General features: G+C 68.5%; 28 protein-coding genes and 1 pseudogene. 18 read left to right on the top strand and 11 right to left on the bottom strand.

Annotated features, from left to right (window positions below; translation table 11 throughout):
• Nucleotides 1–154: 154 nt before the first annotated feature.
• Both ACIP8W_RS30000 and ACIP8W_RS29995 read left to right on the top strand, forming a co-directional pair.
• Nucleotides 155–1324 (top strand): DnaB-like helicase N-terminal domain-containing protein, encoded by a 1170-nt coding sequence (locus ACIP8W_RS30000; protein ID WP_402205495.1) that lies wholly within the window; start codon nucleotides 155–157, stop codon nucleotides 1322–1324.
• A gap of 44 nt (nucleotides 1325–1368) precedes the next feature.
• On the top strand, nucleotides 1369–1743 hold the full coding sequence (locus ACIP8W_RS29995) for a hypothetical protein (protein ID WP_402205493.1): 375 nt from the start codon (nucleotides 1369–1371) through the stop codon (nucleotides 1741–1743).
• A gap of 153 nt (nucleotides 1744–1896) precedes the next feature.
• Here ACIP8W_RS29995 and ACIP8W_RS29990 read toward each other — a convergent pair whose 3' ends face one another.
• Nucleotides 1897–2058, bottom strand: coding sequence for a hypothetical protein (locus ACIP8W_RS29990; RefSeq protein WP_402205507.1), 162 nt, complete (start codon nucleotides 2056–2058; stop codon nucleotides 1897–1899).
• Between ACIP8W_RS29990 and ACIP8W_RS29985 the strand changes: the two are divergent.
• From ACIP8W_RS29985 to ACIP8W_RS29940, 10 genes and pseudogenes are all read left to right on the top strand, one after another.
• Nucleotides 2011–2133: pseudogene (locus ACIP8W_RS29985) on the top strand (DNA methyltransferase); the annotation flags it as partial. The gene ACIP8W_RS29990 and the pseudogene ACIP8W_RS29985 overlap by 48 nt on opposite strands.
• Nucleotides 2134–2248: 115 nt before the next feature.
• A complete protein-coding gene (locus tag ACIP8W_RS29980; protein ID WP_402205505.1) occupies nucleotides 2249–3145 on the top strand; it encodes a DNA cytosine methyltransferase in 897 nt (298 codons plus the stop codon).
• A 93-nt stretch (nucleotides 3146–3238) separates the two neighbouring features.
• On the top strand, nucleotides 3239–3844 hold the full coding sequence (locus ACIP8W_RS29975) for a DUF4913 domain-containing protein (protein ID WP_402205491.1): 606 nt from the start codon (nucleotides 3239–3241) through the stop codon (nucleotides 3842–3844).
• On the top strand, nucleotides 3841–4605 hold the full coding sequence (locus ACIP8W_RS29970) for a glycosyl hydrolase (protein ID WP_402205489.1): 765 nt from the start codon (nucleotides 3841–3843) through the stop codon (nucleotides 4603–4605). The genes ACIP8W_RS29975 and ACIP8W_RS29970 overlap by 4 nt, the downstream gene beginning before the upstream one ends.
• On the top strand, nucleotides 4602–5078 hold the full coding sequence (locus tag ACIP8W_RS29965; protein ID WP_402205487.1) for a hypothetical protein: 477 nt from the start codon (nucleotides 4602–4604) through the stop codon (nucleotides 5076–5078). Before ACIP8W_RS29970 ends, ACIP8W_RS29965 begins: the two co-directional genes overlap by 4 nt.
• On the top strand, nucleotides 5075–5743 hold the full coding sequence (locus tag ACIP8W_RS29960; RefSeq protein WP_402205486.1) for a hypothetical protein: 669 nt from the start codon (nucleotides 5075–5077) through the stop codon (nucleotides 5741–5743). Before ACIP8W_RS29965 ends, ACIP8W_RS29960 begins: the two co-directional genes overlap by 4 nt.
• Complete coding sequence (locus tag ACIP8W_RS29955; RefSeq protein ID WP_402205484.1) at nucleotides 5740–6567, top strand: large ATP-binding protein; 828 nt, start codon at nucleotides 5740–5742, stop codon at nucleotides 6565–6567. The genes ACIP8W_RS29960 and ACIP8W_RS29955 overlap by 4 nt, the downstream gene beginning before the upstream one ends.
• Before the next feature lie 25 nt (nucleotides 6568–6592).
• On the top strand, nucleotides 6593–7132 hold the full coding sequence (locus tag ACIP8W_RS29950) for a hypothetical protein (protein WP_402205482.1): 540 nt from the start codon (nucleotides 6593–6595) through the stop codon (nucleotides 7130–7132).
• A 57-nt stretch (nucleotides 7133–7189) separates the two neighbouring features.
• A complete protein-coding gene (locus ACIP8W_RS29945; RefSeq protein WP_402205480.1) occupies nucleotides 7190–8035 on the top strand; it encodes a winged helix-turn-helix transcriptional regulator in 846 nt (281 codons plus the stop codon).
• A gap of 121 nt (nucleotides 8036–8156) precedes the next feature.
• Nucleotides 8157–9098: a DUF317 domain-containing protein gene (locus ACIP8W_RS29940; RefSeq protein WP_402205478.1), complete on the top strand. Its 942-nt coding sequence runs from the start codon at nucleotides 8157–8159 to the stop codon at nucleotides 9096–9098.
• A 565-nt stretch (nucleotides 9099–9663) separates the two neighbouring features.
• Here the strand turns inward: ACIP8W_RS29940 and ACIP8W_RS29935 are convergent.
• On the bottom strand, nucleotides 9664–9933 hold the full coding sequence (locus ACIP8W_RS29935; protein WP_402205476.1) for a hypothetical protein: 270 nt from the start codon (nucleotides 9931–9933) through the stop codon (nucleotides 9664–9666).
• A 222-nt stretch (nucleotides 9934–10155) separates the two neighbouring features.
• Between ACIP8W_RS29935 and ACIP8W_RS29930 the strand changes: the two genes are divergently transcribed.
• The 4 genes from ACIP8W_RS29930 (at nucleotide 10156) to ACIP8W_RS29915 (ending at nucleotide 12327) form a co-directional block, all read left to right on the top strand.
• Nucleotides 10156–10497 (top strand): DUF317 domain-containing protein, encoded by a 342-nt coding sequence (locus ACIP8W_RS29930; RefSeq protein WP_402205474.1) that lies wholly within the window; start codon nucleotides 10156–10158, stop codon nucleotides 10495–10497.
• Between the two features lie 588 nt (nucleotides 10498–11085).
• Entirely contained in the window at nucleotides 11086–11298 is a 213-nt protein-coding gene (locus tag ACIP8W_RS29925; RefSeq protein WP_402205473.1) for a hypothetical protein, read from the top strand.
• 103 nt (nucleotides 11299–11401) lie between these two features.
• Nucleotides 11402–11719 (top strand): esterase, encoded by a 318-nt coding sequence (locus ACIP8W_RS29920; protein ID WP_402205471.1) that lies wholly within the window; start codon nucleotides 11402–11404, stop codon nucleotides 11717–11719.
• A 437-nt stretch (nucleotides 11720–12156) separates the two neighbouring features.
• Nucleotides 12157–12327, top strand: a complete 171-nt coding sequence (locus ACIP8W_RS29915) for a hypothetical protein (protein ID WP_402205469.1) — start codon at nucleotides 12157–12159, stop codon at nucleotides 12325–12327.
• Nucleotides 12328–12599: 272 nt separating this feature from the next.
• Here the strand turns inward: ACIP8W_RS29915 and ACIP8W_RS29910 are convergent, their stop codons facing one another.
• From ACIP8W_RS29910 to ACIP8W_RS29885, 6 genes are all read right to left on the bottom strand, one after another.
• Nucleotides 12600–14249 carry a trypsin-like serine protease gene (locus tag ACIP8W_RS29910; protein ID WP_402205467.1) on the bottom strand — a complete coding sequence of 550 codons (1650 nt, stop codon included), beginning with the start codon at nucleotides 14247–14249 and terminating at the stop codon, nucleotides 12600–12602.
• Nucleotides 14250–14523: 274 nt separating this feature from the next.
• The gene (locus ACIP8W_RS29905) at nucleotides 14524–14661 is read right to left on the bottom strand and encodes a hypothetical protein (RefSeq protein WP_402205465.1); all 138 of its coding nucleotides are present in this window, start codon (nucleotides 14659–14661) and stop codon (nucleotides 14524–14526) included.
• A gap of 114 nt (nucleotides 14662–14775) precedes the next feature.
• A complete protein-coding gene (locus ACIP8W_RS29900; RefSeq protein WP_402205463.1) occupies nucleotides 14776–15822 on the bottom strand; it encodes a hypothetical protein in 1047 nt (348 codons plus the stop codon).
• Nucleotides 15823–15853: 31 nt separating this feature from the next.
• Nucleotides 15854–17743 carry a DNA/RNA non-specific endonuclease gene (locus tag ACIP8W_RS29895; protein WP_402205461.1) on the bottom strand — a complete coding sequence of 630 codons (1890 nt, stop codon included), beginning with the start codon at nucleotides 17741–17743 and terminating at the stop codon, nucleotides 15854–15856.
• 371 nt (nucleotides 17744–18114) lie between these two features.
• The gene (locus ACIP8W_RS29890) at nucleotides 18115–18279 is read right to left on the bottom strand and encodes a transposase domain-containing protein (protein WP_402205503.1); all 165 of its coding nucleotides are present in this window, start codon (nucleotides 18277–18279) and stop codon (nucleotides 18115–18117) included.
• Nucleotides 18280–18515: 236 nt separating this feature from the next.
• Nucleotides 18516–19058, bottom strand: coding sequence for a hypothetical protein (locus ACIP8W_RS29885; protein WP_402205459.1), 543 nt, complete (start codon nucleotides 19056–19058; stop codon nucleotides 18516–18518).
• A 563-nt stretch (nucleotides 19059–19621) separates the two neighbouring features.
• Here ACIP8W_RS29885 and ACIP8W_RS29880 point away from each other — a divergent pair.
• Together ACIP8W_RS29880 and ACIP8W_RS29875 are read left to right on the top strand one after the other, a co-directional pair.
• Nucleotides 19622–22984 carry an ALF repeat-containing protein gene (locus ACIP8W_RS29880; RefSeq protein ID WP_402205458.1) on the top strand — a complete coding sequence of 1121 codons (3363 nt, stop codon included), beginning with the start codon at nucleotides 19622–19624 and terminating at the stop codon, nucleotides 22982–22984.
• Between the two features lie 379 nt (nucleotides 22985–23363).
• Nucleotides 23364–24458: a hypothetical protein gene (locus tag ACIP8W_RS29875; RefSeq protein WP_402205456.1), complete on the top strand. Its 1095-nt coding sequence runs from the start codon at nucleotides 23364–23366 to the stop codon at nucleotides 24456–24458.
• 146 nt (nucleotides 24459–24604) lie between these two features.
• Here ACIP8W_RS29875 and ACIP8W_RS29870 read toward each other — a convergent pair whose 3' ends face one another.
• The 3 genes from ACIP8W_RS29870 to ACIP8W_RS29860 all read right to left on the bottom strand — a co-directional run bounded on the left by ACIP8W_RS29870 (nucleotide 24605) and on the right by ACIP8W_RS29860 (nucleotide 26454).
• The gene (locus ACIP8W_RS29870) at nucleotides 24605–25009 is read right to left on the bottom strand and encodes a hypothetical protein (RefSeq protein ID WP_402205454.1); all 405 of its coding nucleotides are present in this window, start codon (nucleotides 25007–25009) and stop codon (nucleotides 24605–24607) included.
• Between the two features lie 91 nt (nucleotides 25010–25100).
• Nucleotides 25101–25544, bottom strand: a complete 444-nt coding sequence (locus ACIP8W_RS29865; RefSeq protein ID WP_402205452.1) for a hypothetical protein — start codon at nucleotides 25542–25544, stop codon at nucleotides 25101–25103.
• A 283-nt stretch (nucleotides 25545–25827) separates the two neighbouring features.
• Nucleotides 25828–26454, bottom strand: coding sequence for a hypothetical protein (locus ACIP8W_RS29860; RefSeq protein WP_402205450.1), 627 nt, complete (start codon nucleotides 26452–26454; stop codon nucleotides 25828–25830).
• Between the last annotated feature and the right edge of the window lie 129 nt (nucleotides 26455–26583).

The raw sequence follows: 26583 nt of genomic DNA, 5'->3' as shown, positions 1-26583 counted from the left end.
TGGTCAGCGGGGCCGGGTCGATACTCGCCTCCGATCCCACGTTCACCAGCACGCTGGACCGCTTCGCCCGGGCGATGGCCTCTGCCGACCAGGCAGTCGCCGACCTCCGCGCCCGGGAGAGTGAACCTCCCGCTTCTGACGCAGGGGGGCAGCGATGAACCCGCTGCTGGGTGCCGAGCAGGCGGTACTCGGCTCCGTGCTGCTCGACCCGGGCCAGCTCTCGCACCTCGACTGGCTCGCGCCGGATCACTTTTACCGGCCCGTCCACCAGGCGCTGTTCGCCGCGCTGCGCAAACTCCGAGACGACGGCCACCCCGCGTTGGCCGAAGAGTCCGTACCGCTGTCATGGGTGACCGATGCGGTCGACAAGGCCAGCACTCACGTACGAGGGCTGACCGCGGTGTACACCCACACTCTGATCTCCGCCTGCCCCCGTCCCGCGCACGCTCCGGTGTACGGCCGCATGGTGCTGGAGGGCGCGATCCATCGCAGCATCACGGAACACGCATTCCGCCTCCACCAGGCGGCTCGCGCCGACGCCCTGCGGGGCGAAGTCGAGGGAGCCCTGCATTACGCGGACGTTCTGACCGGAGTGCTCAGCGATATCGCACAGCGGTGGGGTACCGAACCGCGCCCGGTCGCGCCCGCCGCTCCGCCGGCCACCGTCCCGGTCGGGCCACCGCCGGTTCGGGCCGACCAGGTCGCCGAGGACGAGCGGTTCCTTCTAGCCGTCCTCGCTAAGCAACCGAAAGCCATGGACGAGGTAGTCGGCTGGCTGCGGCCCGGCGACTTCGCCGACCCCGCCCACGGGCAGCTCTACCGCTGCCTCGGCGCGCCGCACCACCGGGGTGAACCCATCGACCGGATCACCCTGCTCTGGGAGGCCCAGCGGCGTGGGCTTCTGGCCGACGGAACGCTGACCAGCGACCAGCTCACCGCCATCTGCGACGGTGTGGGTCCAGGCAGCGCCGAATGGCTCGGCAAGCTGGTGATGCGCTCGTCGGTCACCCGCACGGCGGCGACCTCTGCGCGTGCCGTCCGGGCCTTGGCAGAGAACGAGGCTCTGGCCCCCGGGCGGCTCATCAATCACGCCTTGCACACGCTCGGTCCACTCGATGAAGTGCGGGCCCGCTGGCAGGCGGCGAACGGCCGTCCCGCACCGACGCCGTCGGCCCCAGCTCCTTCGCCGACCGGGCCACCCCCTGCGCAGGTGCACGCGGCACTCGCCCGCAGCACACCGCGCCCAGTCTCGCCATCCTCAGCCCGGCCTGGCTCTGCCCCCAGCCCGGCCGCCGTGCGACCGCCCTCTCGCGGACACGGCTGAACCCTCCCCCCTTCCGTCGCTCGTCCTCTCCCTTGGGATTCACCGTGAACAACACCCCCGTCTCCGACGCCTTGGCCCTGCGTGCCACGGCTTCAGCTTTCGACGCCCAGCGCGGCAAGCTCCCGATCCCCGGAGACCCCCACCGCTCGCCGGACAGCGCCGCTGTCGCCCGGCAGATCTCCGAACTCGGCACGCTGATAAGCAATTTGGGTGACGAGGTCCTCTTCCGGGTCGTCGACCAAGACCAGGAGGCCCACACTGCGCGGGTCATCACCAGCTTCGCCGCCGCCGTAGGACCTGCCAGCGAGGCGGCATCCGCTCTCGGGGCAGTGGCCCACCAGCTCTCGTTCCTGAACCAGACCGAGCATCTCCGCGACCAGCCCGATGCCATGGACGCTCGGGAGGCTGCGACTCGGTGACGGATGACGCGCTCAGCATGGCGAACACGGCCCTACGCGAAGCCGCCGACTCCCTTCACGCCGTGTCGGCGACGGTTTCGCCTCCGTCCGCGCAGCTGCAGGCAGCCCGTAGCCGGTCCACGACCGCGGCTCCCGCATCCGCTTCACCTCCACCTACCGTCCCGGGGGCAGCAGCTCCTGCGGACCGGATCGCTCGGGGTCGGTGACATGCAGACCACCGTCGCGGGCCCTCCGCTGATCGGCTCGCTCTGCTCGGGGTACGGCGGGCTGGACCTGGGCGTCCAGTCGGCGCTCGGGGGCACGCTGGCCTGGCACGCTGAGGTCGATCCGAACGCCTCGCGCATCCTGGCCCGCCACTGGCCCGGCGTTCCGAACCTGGGCGACATCACGACCGTCGACTGGTCCAGCGTTCCCCGGGTGTGCGTCCTGACGGCGGGCTTCCCCTGTCAAAGACGTCTCGGTCTCCGGCCGCAGGGCCGGACTCAACGCCCAGACCCGCTCCGGGCTGTGGCTGCACGTCGCCCGTGCGGTCGAAGCCCTCCGACCTTGCCTGGTTGTGATCGAGAATGTGCGCGGCCTCCTCACCTCACCCGCCGGTTCCCCTGGCGACGTGGAATTCTGCCCGTGGTGTCTGGGAGACACTCCAGGTCAGCCTCCTCTGCGGGCACTCGGTGCCGTACTCGGATCCCTGGCCGACCTCCGGTACGACACGAAGTGGCTCGTGCTTCGCGCCTCCGACATCGGGGCCCCGCACCGCCGCGAGCGCACGTTCGTCGCCTGGCCCGCCGAACCCGCTGTTCAAGACGCCGACCAGCAACATCGGCAAGAACGGCGGATCACAGCACCCCTCCAAGAGGAAGAGCGGAGGACACGGCCCGAACCTGGCCGACGAGGTGGAGTGGCTCCTGCCCACTCCGAAGGCATCGGATGGGATCAAGGGCTCACCCAACCAGCGGCACGGCAACGGGGACATGACCCTGCCGAGCGCGGCGGCGTCCCTGCTGCCCACACCGCGGGCCAACGACACCGGCACCCCGGGACGCCGACCGGACAAGGGGCGGCGCCCACCCCTGTCAGCAGCGGTTCTGCCGCTCTGGACGGAACCAGCTCCGGAAACCAGGGAGCCGACCAGCGATGGGGGGCGTACGCAGCCGCCATCACCCGATGGGAGATGCTCACTCGCCCCGCGCCGCCGCCCACCGATGCGGCCGGACTCCTTCGTGCCGACTTCGTGGAGTGGATGCAGGGCCTGGGGCCCGGCTGGGTCACCGCCACTCCGGGGCTCGGACGCTCAGCTCAACTCACCGCACTCGGCAACGGCGCTGTCCCACAACAGGCCACACGGGCACTGCAGTTGTTGGCCCCGCCCTTCCCGCGCTGCCCTCGCTGCGCGACGGCGTAGCGCTCCACTACCGGGCTTTTCCGGCCGGGCCAAATCGCGGTTCCTCCGGATCCTCTCCCTCATGTCGCCGTCCCACAGATGGAGCACGCCCCCATGTCCGACACCAGCACGACCGCCCCCGCCCCGGAGCCGTTCCGCGTCCCCGACGGGGACCTCGACGACCTCGCCAGCACCCTCGCCAAGACCATGGCCGAGGTCAGGCAGCACGGCGTCATCCTCGACCGCCTGGGCTCCGAGCCCGCTCCCGCCTCCACCGCACGCCCGTCGGCTGACGGCGTAACAGCGGCCCAGGCTGCCGGCTCCGCGCAGGAGGATGGCCCCGCTTCGGTGTTCATCCTCGCCTTGGGCGGCGAGGCGTACGCCATCGAGATCGCGGCCCTCAGCGACTGGGTGAACTACCTCTTCCTCCCGGTGTACGGCCGAGAGATCAGCACGACCCGCCCATGGTGTTCGCAGTGGCACGAACACCCCGAGGCCGTCGCCCGGCTGCACGCCCTCTGGCTCGCGTGGCAGCAGCTCACCGACGCCGAAGCCGGCCTCTCTGGTCCTTCGACGTGGCACCGCGACCACCTGGACCAGGCGCTGGTCCATCTCCGCGCGCCCGACGGGCCTTTCGCCGCATGTACGACGAGCCCGACCCGGCCCAACCATCGCGTGCTGGCCACGCCCGCACCCGAGCAGTTGGGACTAGCGGCATGAGCAACGACTTCGACTTCCGCCTCGACGGATTCGAGCCCGCCGACGCGGACTCCGCATACGCGGAGCAAGGGATCTGGCCAAGCGCCCTGACGATCCTCGCCGAACACCACGAACCCCCGAACGGATCGCCCAGCTACGTCGTCGCCCACGACAGCTCGGCCACCTGGGCCGTACCCGACGATCCGCAGATCCTGGCGATCAAGGTCACCCGAGACCACGCCGAAAAGACGTTCACCTTCAAGTCGGCCTATCACGCCACCCTGCCCTTCGCCCAGAACTGGCTGACCGAACACGGGTGCCCACCCGAGCAAATCGCCCAGATCGACAAGGGCTTCATGAAACCCGCCGACGACCTCACCACCCACGTCGAGCACCAGATCCGCACGTCGGGCAAGCGGTACGAAGTCCTCGCCACCCGCACCTCGGACTACGACCCGTGCGAAGCATGGACACTGACCCGCGACTCCAACGCCGCCCAGTCCCCGATACGCCTCTTCCTCGACGAGGGACATCCCGACGGCCGCACCTACACGATGCGCGAGGGCGCCTTCGCCGACGAGGACGCCGCCCGGCACTGGCTGGACGACCGCAGCCGCCCTCTGCCGCAGCCGCCGGAAAACCGGGGCGAGGCAGCCGACCTGCGGACGCGCGCCGCCCTCACCCGCTCCGCCGGTACCTCGACGATCACGACGGCCCCTGACGCCCGCAGCGCGCCGTCAGCGGGAACAGCCCAGCGACCAGCGACCGGGAGGTCGGTGTGAGCCGCGCCCGTTTCGCCTTCTCCGCACACCCGGACGCCATCGCGGACCTGCGGGAACTCCCCGACAAGATGCGTGACTTGGCTCTGCTGGAGCTGCAGAACCTGGTTCACGGCAGCGACGACTGCCTGCCGCTGAAGGGCCGCCTCACGGGCTTCCACAAGGTCTACGTCGATCCGTCCGTCTCCTACCGGATGGTCATCCAGTTCCGCCCGGCTCCACCGGCCTCGCACCACAAGCGCGAGATCTATCTCGTCGCCGCCGGCAGCCGGAAGGACTACGCGGTCTACCGCACAGCGCACCTGCGCACCAGCCCCCACCAGGAACCCGGGACCGCATCTGCCTCCGAGGCGCGCGTGCAGGCCGCTCGATCCCGCTCTCCCCGCACGGTCGACCAGCCGACCGCGGTCCCGGCAGCTCCTCCCGCAGCAGCCCCACCCACTGCTACCGCTCGTCGAAAGGCTCCTCAGCGATGACCGCCGACCGTACCCACCTAGCCCGAACCGAACTGGCTGACCTCCTCACCGAAGTTGCGCACAGTGTCTCCGGTATCCTCACGGCCGAATACCCGACAGCCGCCAGCCGTTCCTACCTGCACCCCGTGCTTGGCGCACTGTCCGCCGGGCCTCAGGTCGTCTGCGAGCTGAGCGACCGGCTCGAAGGCTTCGTGGCCGACGATCCTCTCCCCACGACTCCGGCGGGTCTCTTCACCCTGGCCTCCTACGCCTCGGCGCTGGGGTGGCTCACCGAGTCCCTCGCCGAACTGACCGCCTCAGTCGACCGGATCTGCACGCGCGTCGGCATCCCCACCGAACCGCCGGACCCGGCCTCCGCCGTCCCCGCCGACATGGAGCGGGACAGCGAGTTCGACTTTGCCTTCAACGCACTGGAGTTGGCGGCGATCCGTACTGCAGCCGAGGCCGCCGGTCTCACGCCGGTCGACTACGTCGAGGTGCTCTCCGAGTCCCTGCTCGCAGCCTCCCGGATCACCGACGCCTGCATGGAGATCTCCAGCGGTCTTCTCGAAGATGCCGCGTACGTCCTCGGCGAGGCGACCGACCACGTCTGGATCGGCGACGGCCCCGAGAGCCTGCCCACCCTGGTCCGCTCACTCCTGGCCCGGATGGAGGCGACCGGATGAATCCCCACGATCCTGCGCAGCGGCCCGGCGCCCACCTTGTCTCCGAGGCTCTGTCCGTCGACGATCCCTGGCTTCTGAGCGATCCCGACCAAAGTGGTTCGCTCAGTGTTCTCGGCAGGATGGTGGCTGTCGGTGCCGGCCATGTCGATGACCTGCACAACGAGCTGTCCCGCCGTGCGCGGTCCGCAATCGAGATCCTTGAGCCCGTCGGGCAGGGTGCGGTCGTCAACATGCGCGGGTCGCACGGGGTCCTGGCAACCATCGGGCCCCAGATCGAAGTGCTGAGCGCCCGACGGGGCGCGGCATACGAGCATCTCACCCTCGCGGTGTCCGCCTACCGCGGTCTTCTGCCCGGCCCTGACCCTGAGCGGTCCTCCAAGGTGCTGGACAAGGATCTGAATCTGGGCGAAGTGGAACCGGGCCGGAGCGACGACGTGACGATCGCGGGCGATCGCCGCCTCCAAGCCCTCGAAGCCGTCGAGGGCGGCAGGCTGCGATTCCACCAGAGCGGGCTCTCCGGCGATATCTATCTTTCCGACGGGCAGGGCCGGCGCCCCACCCCGGAGGTCTGGCCCGAGACCGTCCAGCAGCTGGTCGCCGACGGGCTACTGGACCAGGACACCAGCGAGGGGCTGTACCGGCCTGGGCAACTCCTCTCCCTCACGGCGCAGGGCAAGGCGGCCCTTCGAGACGCGCGTACGGCCACGCCGCGCGTATCCGCCGCCCTCAGCCGCAGCGACACCACGGCAATCCCCGGCGCCGTCGCCGATCCGTCTGCCGCACCCGCAACAGGCACGGCCGCCAAGTCTTCCCGTTCCCGCTGATTCCCCTCAGATAAGGACGCCCACCATGTCCACTACGATCTACACCCGCCGTCTGGTCGAGCACCGGTACGGACGCCCGCTGGAGGATCTGCGGCGCGGCCACACCTCCGGTCGCTCCGACGATCCTGTCCTGCCCATCCTGCTGCGCCGACTCGACGGCCTCGTCCGGATCGGCGCCGATGCCCGGTCCGCCCGCGACCGCCTCGTCGCGGCCCGGCAGGGGCGCCGCTCCGGCGGACATGCCCTCGACGATCTCGTGCTGCTGTACGCGACCGAAGTCGTCGACCTCGAACGCCAGGAACAGAGCGAGGCGGAAGCGGTCTGGGACCTGCTGGATGTCCGCCTCCTCCTGGACCGCGCTTCTACTCAGCGTCCATCGGCTCATCGAACCGTCCCTGCTCCTGACAAGGACCTGCTGGCCATAGCCCGCGAGGTCGCCGCCGGCCTGCATCGCCTCAACCGCGAGGCCCTGCGCCAGGGCCTGCGCGACCGCGGCGTCCACGTCAGCAACCGCCGCCTCGGCGCGGTGCTCCAGAGGCTTCGAGCCGAGAGCACCTCCCGCTGACAGCTCAGGGCGCACCTCAAGTCCACAAACCCCCTCTTCACTTGAGGAGTTCACCCCATGCCCGCCTCCCCTCAGTCTTCCGCCGCCTCAATCGGGTCGGTCGGTGCCCAGCGTGTCGAGGACGCGCTTTCCCTGATAGCACCGAAGTGGACCACCTGGTCGGTGCAGACCCTGGCGCAGCAGGGCAGCCCTATGCGTGTGCGTGACGTCGCGACCAGGCTCCCCTTCGTCAGCGAGCAGCTTGTCAGCAAGCGGCTGGCCCAGATGCACGCTGACGGACTGGTAACCCGAGTCGGCGACCGCCACAGGGCTCCGTATCAGCTCAGCGCCTTCGGCGAATCGCTGTCTCGGGTGCACCACGCCCTTTCCGACTGGTCCCAGGCCAACCTCTCGCTCGGCGGCCGAGTAGCCAGTGCCGAACACGTTGAGGACGCCGTGCGGCGTCTGCACCTACGGGATTCGACCGCCGTGATCCAGGTCCTCGACGCGGGCGGCCCCATGCGGTTCGTCCACATCGCCGAGGAGGCCAGCCTGGACAACCCCTGGACCCGGCAGCGGCTCAACCGGCTTCAGGTCGACGGCTTGGTCGCCCGTACCGGGCCCCGCCACGGCGACCCGTACGTCCTGACCGACGCCGGGCGGGCACTCGGCCCTGTCTACGCGGCCGTCGAGCACTGGAGTGACCCCATCGCCACACGGAATCGCTCGGTACAGCCAGCCCCTGTCGCGGCGGCCATCCGGACCCACACCGGTATCCCGCTGGGGTCGGAGAACATCCGTGCTGCGGCGGCCCTGCGCCGGAGCGCCGCCGCGCCGAGCGCTCTGTTCAGCCACGCGCCGCAGCCGCAACCGCGGGTGCCCGCAGCCGTCCCCACCCAGTCGACCCCCTCCCGGGGCCGGTGATCCGGGTGGCGCTGAGAGCCAGCCACGTCTCCCCGTTGCCACGGCGCCCGCGTGCAGTCGAGCAGCCCGTTGCGCTGCGCACGCGGGCGCGTTCCCCTCCCTCGCCCCCGGAGCCTCGACCATGAACACCCGGCAGCCCTCCACCCAGAATCCCTACCAAGAGGTACTGGTCAGCCCCATGTACCTGGCCGGTTCCAACGGGACCGGAGACGCAGGCTTCGCCCCCGTCGCTCACTGGCCCCACCACTACCTCGACGAGGGCCCCTGCCAACTTCTTGTCACCTCGCCTGATCAGAGGATCCGTATCGGCTGGTTCGGCGACTTCGAGCTCTGGAAGATCACCGCATCCGAGGAAGCCGTCTCCGCACCCCGCTGGACAGCCACCTTCAACCACGTCACCCCGGCCGAGATCGTCGCCGGACTCACCACCGCTCTCGCCCACGACTACGTCGAAGCCGACGCCTACGAGGGCAACGGGCGCTTCCTGGCGAGCCCGTCGTTGTACTGGGCCGACGCCGTCCGGCCCCTGACCGATGCCGGCTGGACCCGCGACGGCGGAGCCGAGCTGGGCACCGTCGAGATCATCGCCCCGGACGGACAGGCAGGCGTCCTCATCGACAACCGTCGCTCCCGCCGGGACGACGAAGCAGTGGAGCTCTGGGCGGGTCCGCCGGGCTGGGGCACTCGCGCGGAGGCGGTCTTCTCCGCCCGTACTCCCTCCCACCTGATCGCCGCAACGGCAGCGGCCATGGCCGATCCGGCCCCGGTGGCACGGGAGCGGCACCAGATCCACCGCGAGGTGGAGCATTTGGTCTCGCTCGCCTCCGTCGGCCCGATCGCCCCCCAGGTTCCTCGGGCTCCCACTCCCCTTGACGTACGCCGCACTGCCGTCACGCAGGCCGTCCACCGCGCCGCACGTTCCCCTCGGACAGCCGCCGACCTGCGAATCATGGCCGCCCGCAGCCGTACAAAAGTCTCGGCGCAGAACCGGTCGAGCAATCCTGCGCCCGCTCTCGGGGCCAGGCCGCCGGCCACCCCGGCGGCCTCTCGCCACAGCCGCTAACTGTCGGCTCCGGTCCCCGTTGGGACAGCACCTCTGCCCGAAGCACCACTCCGAATGCCGGGAGTTCCACCATGCCCGACACCACCGCACTCGACCAGGCCACGGCCATGATCGAGAAGGCCTGGGGCCGCCCGATCGAAGCTCTGGAATCCCTGGCGGTCCGCCGCGCGACCGACGACCCGCTCCTGCGCTCGGCCATGCACATCCGCTCGGCCTTGGTCGTCACCGACAACGCCGTGGCTGTGCACCAGGACCGTCTGCACGCCCTCACCCGGTCCGGCCGGGTGCCGGCCTTCTACGACCTGGAACGGATCACCGGCTCAGCGGCGGACCTTCGCGTCGCTCAAGCCGAGAGCCGGACGTCCCTTCAGGCCATCAGCCACGTGATCGAAGCACGTGAAGCCGCCACACCTGCGGACCGCGCCCCGGCAGCCCGGCTGGCCCAGGCCGCTGTCGCCCGCTCCGGACACGCTCCACGTGCCCTGGGCCAGTCACCCGATCAGCCCGCCTCTCCGGCCGTTTCCGGCCCGTCGGTGGCCGGACTGGGCCCGCAACCGCTGATCGGTCAGCTGAGGTCCCCGTCGCGGTGGGCATCCCCGATGCGGGAGCCCACCGTGCGAGCCAGGTCCTCCCACGTCAACTCGACGCGACGCCCATCCGCGATCCGGTCCTCCACCACGGCCTCCTCGTCTCGCCGTCCGTCGGACTGGACACCGACCCCCCACTGGCCGTCAGCGACCATCGCGATGTCGCCCACCGTCCACGGCCGCCCGGCGGCGCGGATCTTGCGCTCCAGCCCGGCCCCATCCCAGTGTCTGCTGCTCGGCTCCGCCATCCCCGCTCCTCCTTCGGTCCCGTGCGGCCCGTTACCGCAGCCCAGTTACGACAACCGCGCCCACCGATCCATTCCCGGGGGCAATGACCCCACGCGCCGACGGCCACCAGTTCGCCCACGGCAGACGCCGCTCCCCGGGAAAGGACTACGCACCTCGGGACACCCCATGTCAACGTACGGGTGTTGGGAAAAACCGCAGGTCAACGAAGGGATGGTCCAACCATGAACACCTCCCCCACCCTCCTGCCCGCCGTCATCCGCCCCGCCGTGGAAGACCGTCGCTGGCTCTCCTCCGACCACTGCGCGGGCCCGGTCCTCGATCTCCTCGACGCCCTCGGCTGGGCAATCGCCGACACCCCGGAGGCAAACGTCCACGCGACGAGCCCGGACGGCCGCGTCTACGTCGGCTGGCTCCCCGAAGACACCGCCGCCTGGAAGCGCGACATCGTCTGGCAGGTCCGAGTACAGCCCACCGGAGGCGACCAGTGGGTCCAGGAGTTCGGCCTCTACACCCCCTCCGAGGCCGTTGCCGGATTCCTCGCTGCCCTCGTCGCCCACCGCTGACGGCACCCTCCGTCCCACCCGTTCCGAACAGCACAGACCAGCAGGAGGTTCCGGCTGTGCGCATGCTCCTGGCCACCCGTCCCGGCTACCGCCGCAAGTGCGCTTACGCCCGACGCTGCACCTGCTTCTACCTACCCGGCCAATACGGCCGCCGGGCAAAGACGCTCCGCCGGCGTGCTGCCCGTCATGCCGAGCAACGCCGTTGGCAGCGCGAACTCACTGAATGACCGCTCACACCGAGTCCCCGTTGCGCCCCTACCCACGAGGAATCCACCAGGCCCTTCCGCACCCCGCTCACCAACCACCACGCCGACGGCACCGACTGCCCGGCGGACCACAAGCACACGAGTTCCGGCAAGCCGCTCCACCCCGGTTGCCCCGGCCGCGCGTACACGCAAGCCATCTGCTCGTGCGGTGGCTGGAACATGAAGCAGTCCGGCAAGGGCTACATCAACGAGAGCCACAAGCGGCACCTCGCCAGCCACACCCAAGGACCGAAGGTCCTTCGCGACCTGCTCCGCCTCGACGCGTCATGACGCTCGCTCATCAACCCCGCCGTGCCGTTCCGCACCGCTCTCGGAGGATCCCGTGCCCCACCACCTGACCGTCGGCCATCTGCTCCGCCAACTCCAGGACCTTGACCCCAGCCTGCCGATCCGCCTCGCCATCAACCCGGACTTCCCCTTCACCCACTATCTCGGGGCGGATGTCATCGTCCGGGACGGCACAGCGTTCATCGCCGACGACGGCCAGGAGGACTACCTCCCAGCGGCGATCAGCAACGCCCTCGCCTGGACCTGACCGGTCCCACCGACACACCCCGGAGGCCCCTATCTCGTCGCGATCCCGCCCTTCACAGGTCCTTCCCCTGCACAGCCTGGCCGTACGCTCCGTGCCGAGCGCCATGCGCGGTGCGCTGGTCCAGCGCGTCTCCGCCCTGCCCGACGGACCGCTCGACGTCACCTGGCTCCCCCTCGAAACCCCGAGACTCCCCCTTGGCCGCATTCGCCTTCACTGGGAGTCGGCCTCCCTCGCAGGCTGGGACGTCACCGCCCACCTGGGCCTGGCCACCACCGAGGTGCACCTCGCCTCGTGGCCCGCTGCCCCGGACGACTGGCCGCGCCTGGTCCGCCCGACCCTCCACGAAGTACATGGCCTCTGCGCCGCCCTCGCGGTCGCGACCGCCGCCCTCGACCTCTCGAACCGTCTCGCCCAGGTCTGACCGAACCGCAGAAGGCCGCCCCGCGCCGATCAGGCAGGGGCGGCCTTGCCGTACGCCCCGCCGCGTGTTGCGTACGCTCATCATCGACGAACGAGGAGGCACGACGGCCGACGACCAGCGACTCTGGGGGGTACCCCGAGGTCGCCGCCCACCTGGGCATCAGCGTCGGGGCTGCCCGTAACCGCAAAAGCCGGGGCAGCCTGCCTCCGCCCGACGACACCACCGTGCCGGACCGACCACGCTGGAGACCCGCCACGCTCCAGAACTGGAACCCGGTCGGCCGAGGATTCCGTAGCGACCTGCACAGCCCCTCCTCACACGGGATCACGTCATCCGGCTGACCCGCGATCGCGCCCGCCCGTAGGCTGCGGCCATGACGTCCGATTCGCCGATGCCCTCCCCACCCTTCCCCTTCGCCTGACAACGCTGCGCTCTGGGTGGTCGTCGGCAACGCCCTCGCATCCATCCGCAACAGCGAAGCCTCGGTAGAGGACGCGATCCTCCACGCCGCCGTCCACGGCTGGTACGAGGGGCACATCGAGGGCGAGGACGAGTGCCCCGGCTGCCACTTCCGAGGTGCGCTGCCGAAGAACGGCAACCGCAACTGACCACAGCCGAACCGCCGAGGAGCGCCACCGATTCGCCGGTGGCGCTCCTCGGCGTTTGATCCCTCGTCGGGCCCAGACCTACCCCCTCCTCAGCATCAACCCCACCCACCTTGCAAAGGCATGCGCGCTGCTCGCCCGTCTTGAACAGCCCAAAGTGGTCTCCATCCCGCCTCGCCGCCGCCATGCGGGCCTGCACCGTTCCAGACGGGAACGGCACAGGCCCGAGGTGATGGCGAATCGCCTTCTCAAATGATTCGGCTGGGTTGCCGTGCTCAGACGGTGCTGCCGGTCAGCGCCACAGTTTCGGGATTCCCGGGGTAGCCGACGACCTGCTCGGTGGCGTCCCACTTGCCGTCGGCATGGCGCAGGGTGTGCTTGATCTTTCCGTCGGAGGTAACGACCGCTGCCTGGAACTCGCCGTTTACCGCTGTGGCGTCGACGCCGACGATGGTGTCGCGGCCGAGTTCGTCGCCGAGGTCGCCGAAACTGCTCCAGGCGCCGTCCGCTGTACGGATTGCGTGCTTCTTGTTGCCATCGACGGCGGTGAGCACGATCTGGAGGTTGCCTGCGACGCTGGCGAAGGACATGCCGTTGACCTTGGCAGTGAGTTCCGTCTTCAGACCGCTGACGGAGCCCCAGTGGTCGCCCCATGTTCCGTCGGATTCACGGATGCCGTGGTAGGCCTTGCCGTCGGCGGCGACGCCGACCTGCGTCTGACCGCCAGATGTGTGTGCGACGGTGACCTGGGTAGGGTTGCCCAGCACGCCCAGCTTGGCGCTGACGTCACCCCACTTCGTCCAGACCTCGCTGGGGTCCTGGATGGCGTGGTAGACGCGCCCGCCGGCCAGCCCGACCAGGGCGAGGCCGGTGCCGGTGGAGGTGACCGCCACCCGGGTGAGGCCGGGCTTGTCGCCGAGTTCGGCGGTCAGGTCGCGGAAGGCTTCCCAGCCGCCGGTGGAGCGTCGGTTGGCCTGGTAGAGGTGCCCGTTGCCGCCGACGGCGAAGACGTAGTTCTTGCCCTTGATGGCGGCATCGGCGGCGAACTCGATGTCCTGGATGGGACCGGCGGCGTTCTGCACGTTGCCGAAGCCGGTCCAGTCGCCGTTGCTGTTGCGCATGGCGTGGTACAGGCCTGTGGTGGTCTTGGTGAGCATCTGGAGGTTCCAGACGTTCAGGGTGGAGGCAGTGTTCTCCGTGATCCAGGGCCGGATGTCGTCCACCCGGCTGGCGGTTGCGCCGGTGCGGGTCTCGTCTGACCCGAGGCAGCCTCCCTGCCACGACGTACTGGCGACCGCGGCGAGTTCGGGGCGGCCGTTCGTCTCCCGGAAGACGGGCGCGCCGGTGTCACCCTTGCAGATGGGGGTGCCGTCGATGCCCACGGTGATGGCCTCGACCGCTCCCACCATGAAGGTTCCTGTGTGGAGGCTGTCGGGAACCCAGGTGTCCTTGGTCCGGCCATACCCGGCGCCCTTCAGGGCTTCGCCTGCGGCGGGCGCTGCCGTCGCGGGATGCAGAAAAGTGAGGCCGTAGACCGGGGCAGCGAGTTTGGCCAGCACCAAGTCACGGTCGGTCCGGGGGATAAGCTGTGTGATCTCCCGGACCTGACCTGTGGTTGTGGTGAGATCGGTGCGGCCGATGGTCGCGGTGGACTTCAGCTTGGGCGCTCCTGTCACGAGCGACGTGGCTTGAGCCGGGTCGTCGACGAAGCAACTGGCAGCAGTGATCATCCACTGGTTGTTGATGAGCGTGCCAGAACAGGCACGTACTCCGCCGATATCAATCTTTGCGGTGAAGGTGCTTGCGCCGCTAGTGGCGGCTTCTCCATCCAAAGCTTGCGCTGGGAGACCGGTGAGCGTGCCAGCGAAGATGGCTACGGTGAGCAACGCGGCAGCCCGCGCCGAACGTGAACGCATGCCAGGCATGTGAGTCCTACCTTTCTTTATGTGGGTCCGAGCTAGTCATTCGTAAGATCGGCGGGCCCAAGGACCCTGGCTATGGCTGGCATGGTGCGGCTGCGGATGGCTCAAGGAACTTGGCCGCCCAGGACCCCGCGACGACTCGACCGCTAATTGGGAGACGCGACGCGATCGCTTCGTAGGACAACGTCGGCGAGGTCGTCTGCTGGGTTTGCGTACGACGAGATGACAGAGGTGGCTGTGCCCCAGATCTGGCCTGAGTGGACATCGGCAAGGAGCATCAGCCGGACGCGCCCCCGTCAAACACGGCTTCGCCCACCTCAAGAACTGGCGCACACTCACCAAACTCCGCACCGATCTCGCCCGCGCCACCCAGCTGCTGCGCGCACTGCTCGTCCTGACGAACCACGAAGTCCACGGCTGACAGCCGACGGATGGCCTTCAGCGCAGACTACCCCCACGACCAGCAAGAGCACCCCGGCTGAACCTCACGGAAGAGACGCTGACCAGCGGCTTTCAAGATGGCGCGCCCTCACTGAATCAGCTCAATGTGAAGATGATCTAGCGACGTTGGGCAGACATGGAGTTGCAGGTCGTAGCCTCGGGCAAGGTCGATCATGGTGAAGTTCGCCGGAGGAGTACCAGGGAGGAGCGGCGTGGGGTTGACCTGGTCCTCTTCAGGGGCCCAGCTCTCGGTAGCATCGTCCCATTCGGTGGTGGCGATCGTCAGCAGCGGGATGGCCTCGGTGCTGCATACGGAGCAGATTCGGGGCATGGGATCGGTGAGGCCCCAACGGGTCCAGCCACCGGCCTTCCAGCCGGGGGAGATAGACAACATGTCCATGTAGAGCTCTTCCGGGGCGACCTCGTAGGAGCTGTCCAGCGCTGATCTGGCCGCCTGCCACCTGCTCCAGTCTCCCAGTTGCTCCTGCAGTTCCTTGCTCAGCTCCAGATAGTTGGGGTACTCAGTGACCTGCTCCGGTGTGAGCAGACACGGCTCCGGCAGATAGGTGGGGAACTGGATCGCGGGCGGCTCGGGCGGTGCGTCGAGTACGTCCGTTACGGTCGCGGCGGACCGCCAGAACAGTGCGGTTCTTGGGTGCGCCGGGTGGTCGAAGGGGCACCAGAGCACCTGAAGCAGATCAGCTTCGGACTGGCCGGGCGCGAGCAGCAGAGGGATGTCGCGTGCGTACAGCTGGGCGACGGGCAGCATGGCGATCGGGCCCTGAGGCCACGGGCGGCCGACCATGATCCGCTTCTCGTTCGCCAGCTCCTCGGGGGTGGCCCAGGGCCCCTGAGGATCGCGGCGCCGCCGACTTGCCGATTCAGCCCGGTTACGACGCCACAGCCGTACGTCCTCCGGCGAGAGGGCCGCGTTCACCCGGTCCCACTCGTGCTGTCCTTCACAGTGCGGCCACGGCTCGTCGGCGGGCCACAGCAGCGGCCCGCCGACGGAGCTGTCGTGCGGTGACGGCGACCCGGGGCGGGGATGCAGCCGAGTCGCCGTGCGTGCCAGTGGGGCCAGCAGAGGAAAGAGCGCGCTGACGTCGAACGGCCGCGGCGGGGTGGTGCGACTCATACTGGCTCCCGTAGGCACGAACTGGCTGAGATCAGTTTCCGAGGTTGAGCAGCCCAGTGTTTTCCTGGGTGTTGGGGACGTAGACGTTGGGGAACAGCTGCTCCGTCGTTCCGTTCGCCCGCTCGATGCTAGCGCTCATCGTTACTCCCACCGGAATCGTGCCAGTGGCATCCCGGAAGACGGGCGTCACCTGGTAGAAGATGGCGTCGTTCGGCCCGAAGGAGTCCAATGCCACCGTCCTCTGAGCCTCGAACTCGTAGGTCCGCATGCTGGGCGTACCGGTGTTCATCCCCACCTGCCAGCAGGGGACGAGGTTGTTCTGCCCGCCGTCCCGAATCCTGCCCGGTCCGCCGAGGATGTTCGCGATCAGGTGACACCGGGCCTGCCCGACTATGGGCGGGTTCGCTTGGGCGAACAGCTGCGCGTCCTGCCAGCCAGTGATGTCTCCCGTGGCTTCTTTGCCCTTGCCGAGCGTCTTCCCCAGGCAGGCCTGCGCCATGGTCGGCCGGGTGCCGGCCGGGCCCAGTGGGTTGGTGGTCTTGTTGACGTGGGCGACCGGTTCGGTGGTGTTCTTGATCCACCCGTTGCCGGAGGGAAGCGCACCAGTCGGCCAGCTCGCCAGGCAGGAGGCCTGCGGGACAGCGGCCGGCGTCGTGAACTCCACCTTGAACTGCTCGGCGTCGATCACCCGCTGGGCCTCAAAGCCCTCGGCAAGCTTCCCGTCGGCGAACTGCTTTTCGGCGGCCGGAACATGGGCACGCACACAAGGCGCGGACGGATCCAGATCCCGACTGTCGCCAAGGATGTAGGTGTCCCATCCACCGCTGCTGGCATTGGGGATCACCTCGACGCATTGAGCACCGTCGATTCCTCCCTCCTTGGCCTCGGCAAAGGGGAATTCGCCACAGGTATCGGTCTCGACAAGGTCCGTATTGGCCTTGAAGGGCTCCGTACCCGCGCTTCCGCACGTGCGTCCCGTACGGTCGGCCGATCCGCTCTTCTCTCTGGTCAGCGGCTTGTTCTGCCCCCAGCCGTCGGTGAGGTTCTGCTGCGCCCACTGATAGGCGGCCACCGCGCCACCGGGATCCGAGCCCTCTGCGTTCATCGGCACGACGGCCATGACCGTGGGGATGACGCAGCCCGGCGACGGGGTGCCCGTGGCCTCCCGGACGGCGTCGTCACAGCGGATCTTGCGGGGGTTGTCCCACGAGGCGTTCGGATCGACGGCCGTGGCACCCGGGGAGGTCACGTACATCTTGTACGAGGTGGTGAACTCCACGCCGGTGTTGGCGGCGGGGGTCGAGGAGTAGGCGACGGAGCCGCTGACGGACTGGCCCATGGTCAGGTCACCGCCGTACCAGGGCGCGGTCTTCGTCGTCGTGCAGCCGGTCGTGCAGGAGGCGCGAAACTTGGCGTTGAGGGCGGTGACATCGCCGCTCGCACTCGTCATCTTCACGGTGATCTGCTCGTTCCAGGCTGTGCCCTTCGCGGGAAGGGTCGCGCTGGTCGAGACCTGCAGGGTACCGCGTCCGATCTCCTTGCCGTTGCTGTCGCGCAGGATGTAGAGGATGTTCACGCCCGTCACGCAGTACTCGAAGCGCTTGTAGGTGTAGGCGCCGGGGTTGGTGATGTCGCAGCTGCCGGTGTCGGCGGCCGCGACTGCGGCACGGCTCTGCTGTGGGGTCGCGGTGGCAGGGCTCGTGCTCACACACGCCTCGGCGGCGCCTGCCTGGCGTTCCTTCGAGCCTGCCTGCGTGGGCTCACAGTGCTCCCCGGACTCAGCCCGAAGCGCGGCGGTCTCGGTGAGGGGCGCGGTGGCCGGCAGGTCCGCCGAGTCGAGCCTGCCCACCCGCTGCGGCTTCTCTTCGGCCCCCTGCCGCGCCGGGCTCATGCCTGTCGTGGTGAGCCCCAGCGTCACCACGGTCAGCAGGGCCAGTACAGTCGACCGGGCACGTATTCGTCCGGGCCATCCAGGTCGTATCGCATGCATGATCGTAATACCTCTCTTTTGGCCTGGCGCCCCGATGACTTCGGGGAAGGGGCAATGGGGGCCGGCACAGCAGTGCCCTCGGACAGCGGATGACTGCCAGACATCCAGGGGAGCATCTGGCGTTCGCCTCCGTGTCCGACAGATCGAACGTCGTCCCGTCCACAGCCACCAGCCTCCGAAACCAGGCACCCGCAGACTCAGGGACGGCCACCGGCAGGAACACCCTGAGCGAACAGCGACTTCAGCACGTCCGGCCCCAGCCGCAGCCGCGCACACCCGATCGCTCCGCTTGCGGGAACCTTTCACCCCTTGGCCCAGCGGCGCTCGTGCTGCGGACCCTGTGCGAGAAGACGCCCGACCTCCTCATATCCCTGCCTCGAAAACAGGCACCTGGCCAACACGAAATGCACCACCACCCGCGCCGGGAGGAGCCGCTGACGCTGCTCGGAACGCCTGCACTCCGCCACCACCAAAGCAGGCGGAAACGTATGCGTTAACCTTCCGTGAGCGATGCGATCAGAAGAACTCCACTGGACGGCCGGAGTGCACGGGATTAGTTGGTGCACAGGCGGCAGTTGTCGGGTGCACCGCTGATGCTGGTGCGGAGGAACCAGTTGGAGTCCGGAGCCGATCAGCTTGTTCCAGCTGCCGAACGGTGTTCACCGGACCGCAGCACGACGGACATGTGGGCACCAACCAGGCGTTACCTGGTGGTCCTGATCTCTACAAGCATGTACTCGCGTCCCTGCTCGTCCGCACTCTCGCCCACGCCGGTCCAGGTGTTCTTGAGGATGTCGAAGGTCTTCTCCTCGGTGCCAACGGTCATGTCGACCTGCGTGGTGTAGTCGTTGCCCCTTATCGCGTGGACCGAAGGGATCTCCAGGGTCAGCCAGCCTGAGTTGCCGACCACTTTGAAGCAGATCTTTTCGTTGTGCTCGCGGGCCATGACCTCGAGGAAGCCGGTGCCGCTCGCACAGTCGACCAGTGTGATGTGACCGTCACCGCGCTTGAGCAAGATGTTCCGCTCCGCCAGGATCTTTTCGGCCTGCGGGTAGTTGAAGTCCTCGATAGCGTAGCCGGGGGCCTCATCGGCGACGGGGATGACAGTCTCGGCCTCGTCGCCGGTAGGGACGCCGCCCACGAGCGTGATCCACGCCAGGGCGCCGGCGGTGGCCGCGGTACCGAGAGTGCCTGCTACAAATCTTTTCCGCTTCGGCTTTTCCGCATTCGCGGTACGCGCCTTCATCGCAGTCCTTAGAGTCGTCGGTTCCAGTCGATCGGCCGAGAAGTGACCCAAGAGGGCTTGAAGCCGACCGGAATGCAAATAAAGCCCTCTCCCCCTTCAAGCGCGGGCCTGCCCTTTCGACGGTTTCCCTTTTCAGTACGGCGCACCGAGAAGAAGCCTCACCCTTGCTTCGGAAGCACCTCTTCTTCACCATGCAAGCTTACATTTTGATCTTTGTCTACTTCGTAAAACCTCTCAGAACAGGATAAATCCAGGGTCTACTTGCGATCTCCGACACTTATCGGGAGGGTTGTACGCCATGCGTGAAGATTTCGCGAAGATCTTCCGGTTACCTTTTCTGAAGTAATGGACAACTCGCCACGGACCACGTCGCGCTGTGATTTTTCTTCTTGCTGTACTGATTGATGCTTTTTTGAAAGGTGTTGGTATCGTCTCGATTCAATGTGGAGGCAACACATGTGCTTTATTCGTGCACAGGTGGCAGCCCCAGGCCTGCGGGAGCCTGCCGCATGAGTGCTCACTGAGCTGTCTCACGGGCACATACTCAGGAGGAGAACATCCTTATGCAAACAATGTTTTGGAGTCGGCGCCGTCTCCTCGGAGCCCTCGCTACCGTCACGGCTGCCGCTGCCGCCCCTGTGGTGCTGGCGCCCATAGCCCGCGCTGCCACGACGAACGGCAAAGCGACCGATCCGCTCGTCCTGCCGGACACCGAACGGGCGAAGGTGGTCAAGGCATGGATGGCGGGAGGAAAGGCCACCAAGGCAGCGGCAACCAACGCCCTTTACGGCACCGATACCGAGGTCCAAACCTTTCTCGCCGAGACATTGCCGAGGGTGACGTTGGAGGACAACCGCGTCGCCGTCTCCACCGCCCTCGCCCATGCTGGCAAGGGCATACGCCGCGAAGCGTCCGCTGCCCTCGACAACGGCGACAGCTCCATCGCCGCCTTCCTCAAGGAAGGATTCAGGCCCGCCCTCCTGGAAGACCTACGCGTGACGACCTCCACTGTGTCGTCCACCGGCGGCAAGGCGGTCCAGCGGGAGGCCTCCGCAGCCCTGGACGCGGACACACAGCAGGCGCTGGAGAACTTCCTGACCGAAGGTCAGTACACCGCCCGCCTTGAGGATGCCAGGGTCCAGGTCTCCACCATGCTGTTCAACGGCGGGTCCGAGGTGCGCAAATACGCGGACCGTGCGCTGGATGGCACGCCGTCGGACGTCCAGTGGTTCCTCGACACCGGCCAGCACATCGCCCGTGCCCGCGACCAGGAGGCGGCGACCATCGAGGAACTCGTCGCGGTCGTCGAGCGGGAGGGCAAGCGCGCCCAGGCCGAGACCGACCTGGCCGTCGAGAGCTCCGAGCGGGCCCAGGCCGCCGCCCAGGAGGCCAAGGAAGCGGCGGAGAAGGCCGCGGCCGAGGCCGAGGCCGCCAAGGAGGACGTGCAGAAGGCCGCGGCGGCCGCCGGCAAGGCGGCAAGCGCGGCCAAGGGCGCGGCCAATGCCGCCCGCAACGCCATCAACGCCTCCAACGCCGCGGTGGCTGCCTCCCGCCGGGCTTCCTGGGCGGCCACCGCTGCCTCTCAGGCCGCGTCGACCGCCGGCGCCGCCGCGTCCCGCGCCTACTACGCCGCCATCGCAGCCTCCAAGGATGCCTCGCAGACCGAGGCGGCCAAGAACGCCGCCGTGGTCGCCCGCAACTCCGCCGCGAAGGCCCGCTCCGCAGCCAAGGCCGCTGACTACGCGGCGACCGCCTCCGCACAGGCCGCCAGCGCCGGTTCCTCGGCTGCCTCTGCGGCCCGCAACGCCGCTGCCGCCGCCAGCGCCTCCGCGCAGGCCGCGGCCTCGGCCGGTATCGCCCAGTCGCAGGCCGCAGAGGCCAAGCGCCAGGCCGACATCGCGACAGCCGCCGCCAACCGCGCCACCAACGCCGCCTCTACCGCCCAGGCCCTCGCCACCACGGCGGCCTCTGCGGCGCGCACTGCGCGAGACTCCGCCAACTCCGCCGCCGACCACGCGGAGAGGGCGGCCGACGCTGCCGACGAGGCCGTGAAGCACGCGGGCCAGGCCATCGACTACGCGAACAAGTCCACCGCCCATGCCGCCGAGGCGGTGAAGGCGGCCAACACCGCGACCGAGGCCGTGGAGAACGCCCTCGCTGTGGAGCAGGCAGCGCGGGAGGCCGAACTGGCCCGGCTGCGGGAAGAAAAGTTGCAGGCACTGGACGAGGCCCGGCTGTTGTCCCAGTTCGAGGCGGAGGAGCGGGCTGCGTACGAGAACAAGCGCACCCAGGAGGCACAGACCGAACAGGCCATCAAGGACCTGGTCAGCCAAGCCGAGCAGGCGCTGTGGAAGGATGGCAATCTAGCACGCGCGGCCACGCTGGGCCGCAAGGCGGCCACCGGTCTACTCGGGGCCAAGGGAGCGTGGACGCGGGAGGCGGCCCAGTTCACGCTGGCCGGCAGCGACGACGACGTACTCTCCTGGGTCGACCTGGACCGGGCCATCGCCCAGCACCAGGACGACCGGGAAACCGTCCTTTACATCGCCCAGATATCCAGCCCCGCCATCGCGGAGGCGGCACAGGCTGCTCTGGAGAGCTCCGATTCCGTGGCGGTGGGCGACTTCATCACCTCCGGGGTGATCCGGGCCTCACAGGACGACAACCGCGTGCAGATCGCTCGCATCCTCACTCAGAAGCCTGGCAAAGCCGTCACCAAGGCGGCCAACAACGCTCTCGACGCGAACACCCCGGAGGCCCTACAGGACTTCTTCGACCGCGCCTACCCCGCAGCGGTACGGGAGGACGATGCTGTCACCACCTCGACTTCGGTCGTCACCGGAGGTGAGTACACCAAGGCGTACGCGGAGGTCGCCCTGGAGGGACCGACGTGGATGCGCAGGAACTTCGTCGTGGTCGTGCAGTACACGGCGGCACAGCTCGACCACGACTCCGCCACCCATATCGCCGCGATCCGCGGGGCGATCGCGGCCGCGGCCAAGATCGCCCACACCGCGCAGAAGAACGCGGCGCTGGCGTCGAAGGCGGCGGCGGACGCCCGCCAGGCCGCTGCGGAGGCGCAAAAGTGGGCAGACAAGGCGTTGGACTCGGCACAGCAGGCCGACGACTACGCCGCACAGGCACGGCGGAATGCCGATGCCGCGGACCAGTCCGCTGCGGACGCCCAGGCCTCGGCGAACCAGGCGAAGACGGCGGCGGCAACCGCCCGCGGAGCTGCCCGGTCAGCGAACTACTCGGCGAACAGGGCCATCGACGCCGCCCGCTCGGCTTTGAACTCCTCCTACAGCGCCCAGGCGTCCGCAGCCAGTGCTCGCCAGTCCGCGCTCGCCGCCGGCCAGGACGCGAACGCGGCGGCGGCTGCGGCCAGCGAGGCCCGTTCCATCGCCACCCAGATGCGCCAGGCCGAGATCGCACAGGCCGCACGCGAGGCCGCCGAGAAGGCGAAGCAGGACCGGGAGAACGGACGCGACCCGGCCGACAGCAAGACCCACGACCAGGTCAACCCCAACGGCAGCAACGGCGACAACGACAAGTGGTGGAACGACGCCCAGTTCTATGCCGATGCCTTCAGCTACATCAGCGTCGGAACGGGGTTCGTCGCTATCGGCCTCGGCCTGGCCGCTCTGACGTTCCCGCCCTTGGCCGCGGGCGCGGCGGTTTTCGGCGCCATCTCGTTCGGCGCCGCCGCGCTGAGCAGCGTGTTCACCGGCATCGAACACGGCTTCTCCAGCGGCGAGTTCTACGATTCCGCCATCGGCACCGCACTGAACGTGTTCACCCGCGGCCAGTCGAAGTGGTTGGTCCCGGCCGCTAAGAAGGTGATCTCCCCGGTGATCAACAAGGTCGCGGAGGAAGGCAAGGAACTCGTGTCCTCGATCACCAGCGGATTGTCATCGATCTTCTGACCGTCGACTCAGCCGACCTTGCCACCACGGCCCAGGCCTCGTCTGCCAGGGCCGTTGAATCGCCGGTCGTCCGACCCCACGCGTCCGGCCGGGCGACTCGGCGATCCGGGCGGGTGGAACGGATCACCCGTTCGGAAGTCAGAGTTTGATGTGTCAGGGCGCTGACGTACGCCAGGGCGTCCTCTCAAGCTATCGACGCGGGACCGTGCCGGTGTTCGCCTACCCATCCCGCGACGGGTGATTTCTCCCTACCCGAACTCAATGGCCCGGCAGGATAATGGGCTTACGCTGGGAAGTTGGCGCAGCAGTAGCCGTGGCAGCATACGGAACGCGACCCTGGGGAGAGGGTCAAAGCGGCTCACAAGGCAAGGGGTTCGGTGTGAACGCGGGTGGGGAGCGGAGCGGTTCGTCAGTGCCTGACGAGGAGTGGGAGCGGTTTCTCCAGGATTCGATGACCGGTGTGGCGGACGCTCCCAAAGAACCGTCGGCGCGGGCCCGGATCGTGGCGAAGCGGCTGCGAGGAGAGTCTGCGGGCGCGGAGGGCTGGCGGACGTACTCGTCGGCCCGGCCCAGCCGGAGGAAGGGCTGGTACGCGGTTGGACTGCTGGCTTCGGTGGCACTGCTGATCGTGGCGCTGGATCCGGGGCGAGTGGTCGGGTGGTTCGGCGACAACGGCCGGGCCGAGACGCCGCTCGCCGTGGAGTCGGAGCGCCCCAACCAGGCACCTCCTGTGGAGAGTGGCCGACAGCCCACGCTCGATGAGCCGTTCAGGGGCTCACCCGCGGCTCGCTGGTCGAGCGGCACGGATGGGATTACGGTGCCGGAGGCCAGTGCGACGGGCTGGATGAGTCGGGCGCAGGTGGGGCGGGCACTGGAGCAGACCCGGGACTTCCTCGCTGCGGCAAGTCTGGATCCGGGGGTGCTGCGAGGCGGGCACCCCGGAAAGGCGATCGCGCTGATCAACCCTCACCAACAAGACGTCCGGACCTTCCTGAAGACGGCGTTCCGCGCGCCGAGCGAGCAGAACGACCCGCTGCTGCTTTTCAGCCGGTTCGACGCCTCGCACGCGCGTCTCATCGGGGACGTTGTCAAGACCCGGGGCCGGATCACGTACCGGGAGGGCGAGCGCGGCGCGCTCCAGGTGACCAGCGACGTCACGTACGTGTACCCGGTCGCACCGGCAGCGGGCGGCGACGAGGTCGTCCGCACGATCGTGCGGCGCGAAGTGGTGCTGAGCTGGGACGACCCCTCGAAGGTGATCACCAAGCCGGGAACCCTTTCCCTCGTCTCGTACAAGGTTGACATGACCAACGGGGGCTGCGACAACTCCACCGGTTACCTCACCCCTCCGTTCGGCACGAAAGAGCCGCGACCGGGCGCAGGTCCCGAGGTCGACCCGTACGACCGCAGCACCTCGGTGAGCGAGCGGACTACGACCTCGGACGAAGGATGCCGCACTGCGACGCGGTCGTAAGGCATCTTCTGGGCAGTCCGGTCGCCGCACTCGCCCCCTCCGACCTCGAGAACCCGAAGGGCGGCCCAGGAAATGGAGCCGCCCTTCGGGCGAACAGAGCAGGCGGTGAGCGGATGCTGCTGTTGCATCCGCTGCAATGCCGCTCGCTACTCCAGGTAGATGCCGGCGAAGGCTCCATCAAAACCGAGCGCTGCGAGACCCTGTTCCACGCTGGGGTAGGTCGTCCCCCCTGGGATCGCGATCAGGGCGTCGAAGTCGGCGCGGCTGATCTCAGGTTCGAGCCACTGATTGCTGCAGCGGCAGCAGACCCAGACGTTACGGCCGTGGTTGATGAGCAGCCAGTCGCGCCGGGCACGGCAGGCCGTGCACATTGCCGGGATCCCGCGAAGGGCCAGCTCGCGCGGGTGGCTGAGGCAGCGCGTCGCGCCGGGGCCGCTGGGCGGCTGCGTCTCGTACTCGAGTTGCAGAAGGGGATCGCTGCTGACGGCAAGGACGGGCAGCACGGGTATCGGCTCTGCGGGGCGGTCAGTGGTTCTGAGCACGAGCGTCATCTCCCGGTCGAGGTCCTTCTGATTCCATCCGTAACAGTCGATGGAGCCAGTTGTCCAGCGGTTTCTCGGAGTCCGGCCTGCCGAACTCTCGTCAGCGGCGCGGTGGGCGGTTTCGCGGGTCGGAGGCTTCGGGACGGGTTGCTGCCGTGGGCACCGTCCGGTTGTTGGTGTGGTTGGTCGAGGTTTTCGGCTGGCTGGTGCCGGCCTGCGGGCGGCGCGTCGCTTCACCCGGGTGAGCGGGAAGCTGGGCGAGACGGCGCAGTCGCCAGACCAGCACGTCGTTCACGTCGTCGGCCGTGTCGAGTTCGCGTATGTCGATAGCCTGCTGGAGAAGGGCCTTGGGGTCGTGGCCTGCTTGCTCGGCCTGGGCAAGGGTGGCGGTCAGGGCGTCGGTCTTCGTCGACGAGTTGCCTGCTCGCAGCGCCACTTCCGGCAGAGCTGCACGGATGCGGGCCGTCAGACGAAAGCGGAGGCGCCGGATTCCCAGCAGCGGACAGGCGAGAGAGGCGGTGGAAGCGGGAGAGGTCGTAGCCACTTCCCCGAACCTCGCCATCGGGCACGGCGAAGAGGTCGATGCCGGCCTCGCTGGGCAGTTCCGGTCTGGCCTCCTGCATGGCGCCCAGGGCCTCGCCCTGCTCGCGGTGCGGCAGTGGACGCGCTGCCCGGTCGGTATGCCCCTTGAACGTCATAGTGTCCCCTGATCAGGTGGAGTGGTAGGCGATGGCGAAGGCGGCAAACATGGTGAGGATCAGGAGGACCTGAGCGCTGATCTGTCTCCAGCCCCAGCCCTTCGCATCCATCCAGCGCAGCGGACGCCTTCAAGTCGGTACGGCCGGTTCCTCGGGGATCACGAGGTGTACGAACGCTCCGTATCGCTCACCCAGGTGCTTGATCACGGCGTGGTATTCGTCATCGTCAGAGCTGATGTTGTGACGATCGAGGACGATCACGCCGCTCGCGAATCCGCCCCGAATCAGCCGCTCGACTTCTCCCCAACCGGGTCGCTTCCAGGGAGGCAGGTAGACCCCACGGCTGGGGCGCGCGCCGGGGAAGTAGGGCGACACGGCTGCGGGGACGGCCAAATCGTGCAGCCTGGCTCCTATCGCGTAGTCGTGCTGTTCGGCCTCGACCTGGAGGGTGTGCCAGTCCTCGTCAGGGCTGGCCCCCCTACCCAGAACCAAGCTGTATGCCAGTACTCGGAGTTGGCGATCACCCGCTCGACGCGCGTGCCGTTCCTCGGCCGCCCGACGAAACTGCTGACGGAGCCGACAGAGTTGCCCGCTGCGGGATGGGCGCACCAACGGAGCGCCGTGGTGCCACCTCCGGATCGATGCGTTGTCGACGTCCATCCAGTCGCTGAACGTCGGCATCTCCAGCACCGTCTCGCGGGGGTCCGCATGTGCCTGCGCGGCTGAGACGGACAGGATTTGGTCGGGCGGTGACATGGGGGTGCCTCCATTTCTCGTGATCGGATCAGGTGTGACGGCGGTCTCCGTAAGCTCCCCGTGTGCGGCCAAATACCGCGCAATTTATGGCCACGGGTTTCCCCGCGTACGGCCAGATCTTCTCCCCGC

It is taken from the genome of Streptomyces sp. NPDC088554 (genome assembly GCF_044752945.1).
GTDB lineage: Bacteria > Actinomycetota > Actinomycetes > Streptomycetales > Streptomycetaceae > Streptomyces.
The sequence above is the reverse complement of the archived record's forward strand: the minus strand, read 5'-3'. Positions and strand labels throughout refer to the sequence as shown.

Bases quoted from the DNA above. Each gene is read 5' to 3' on its own strand.
- ACIP8W_RS30000 (WP_402205495.1), top strand. From the start codon at position 155: ATGAACCCGCTGCTGGGTGCCGAGCAGGCGGTACTCGGCTCCGTGCTG.
- ACIP8W_RS29975 (WP_402205491.1), top strand. From the start codon at position 3,239: ATGTCCGACACCAGCACGACCGCCCCCGCCCCGGAGCCGTTCCGCGTC.
- ACIP8W_RS29970 (WP_402205489.1), top strand. From the start codon at position 3,841: ATGAGCAACGACTTCGACTTCCGCCTCGACGGATTCGAGCCCGCCGAC.
- ACIP8W_RS29960 (WP_402205486.1), top strand. From the start codon at position 5,075: ATGACCGCCGACCGTACCCACCTAGCCCGAACCGAACTGGCTGACCTC.
- ACIP8W_RS29955 (WP_402205484.1), top strand. From the start codon at position 5,740: ATGAATCCCCACGATCCTGCGCAGCGGCCCGGCGCCCACCTTGTCTCC.
- ACIP8W_RS29950 (WP_402205482.1), top strand. From the start codon at position 6,593: ATGTCCACTACGATCTACACCCGCCGTCTGGTCGAGCACCGGTACGGA.
- ACIP8W_RS29945 (WP_402205480.1), top strand. From the start codon at position 7,190: ATGCCCGCCTCCCCTCAGTCTTCCGCCGCCTCAATCGGGTCGGTCGGT.
- ACIP8W_RS29940 (WP_402205478.1), top strand. From the start codon at position 8,157: ATGAACACCCGGCAGCCCTCCACCCAGAATCCCTACCAAGAGGTACTG.
- ACIP8W_RS29935 (WP_402205476.1), bottom strand. From the start codon at position 9,933: ATGGCGGAGCCGAGCAGCAGACACTGGGATGGGGCCGGGCTGGAGCGC.
- ACIP8W_RS29930 (WP_402205474.1), top strand. From the start codon at position 10,156: ATGAACACCTCCCCCACCCTCCTGCCCGCCGTCATCCGCCCCGCCGTG.
- ACIP8W_RS29920 (WP_402205471.1), top strand. From the start codon at position 11,402: ATGCGCGGTGCGCTGGTCCAGCGCGTCTCCGCCCTGCCCGACGGACCG.
- ACIP8W_RS29910 (WP_402205467.1), bottom strand. From the start codon at position 14,249: ATGCCTGGCATGCGTTCACGTTCGGCGCGGGCTGCCGCGTTGCTCACC.
- ACIP8W_RS29900 (WP_402205463.1), bottom strand. From the start codon at position 15,822: ATGAGTCGCACCACCCCGCCGCGGCCGTTCGACGTCAGCGCGCTCTTT.
- ACIP8W_RS29885 (WP_402205459.1), bottom strand. From the start codon at position 19,058: ATGAAGGCGCGTACCGCGAATGCGGAAAAGCCGAAGCGGAAAAGATTT.
- ACIP8W_RS29880 (WP_402205458.1), top strand. From the start codon at position 19,622: ATGCAAACAATGTTTTGGAGTCGGCGCCGTCTCCTCGGAGCCCTCGCT.
- ACIP8W_RS29870 (WP_402205454.1), bottom strand. From the start codon at position 25,009: ATGACGCTCGTGCTCAGAACCACTGACCGCCCCGCAGAGCCGATACCC.
- ACIP8W_RS29860 (WP_402205450.1), bottom strand. From the start codon at position 26,454: ATGTCACCGCCCGACCAAATCCTGTCCGTCTCAGCCGCGCAGGCACAT.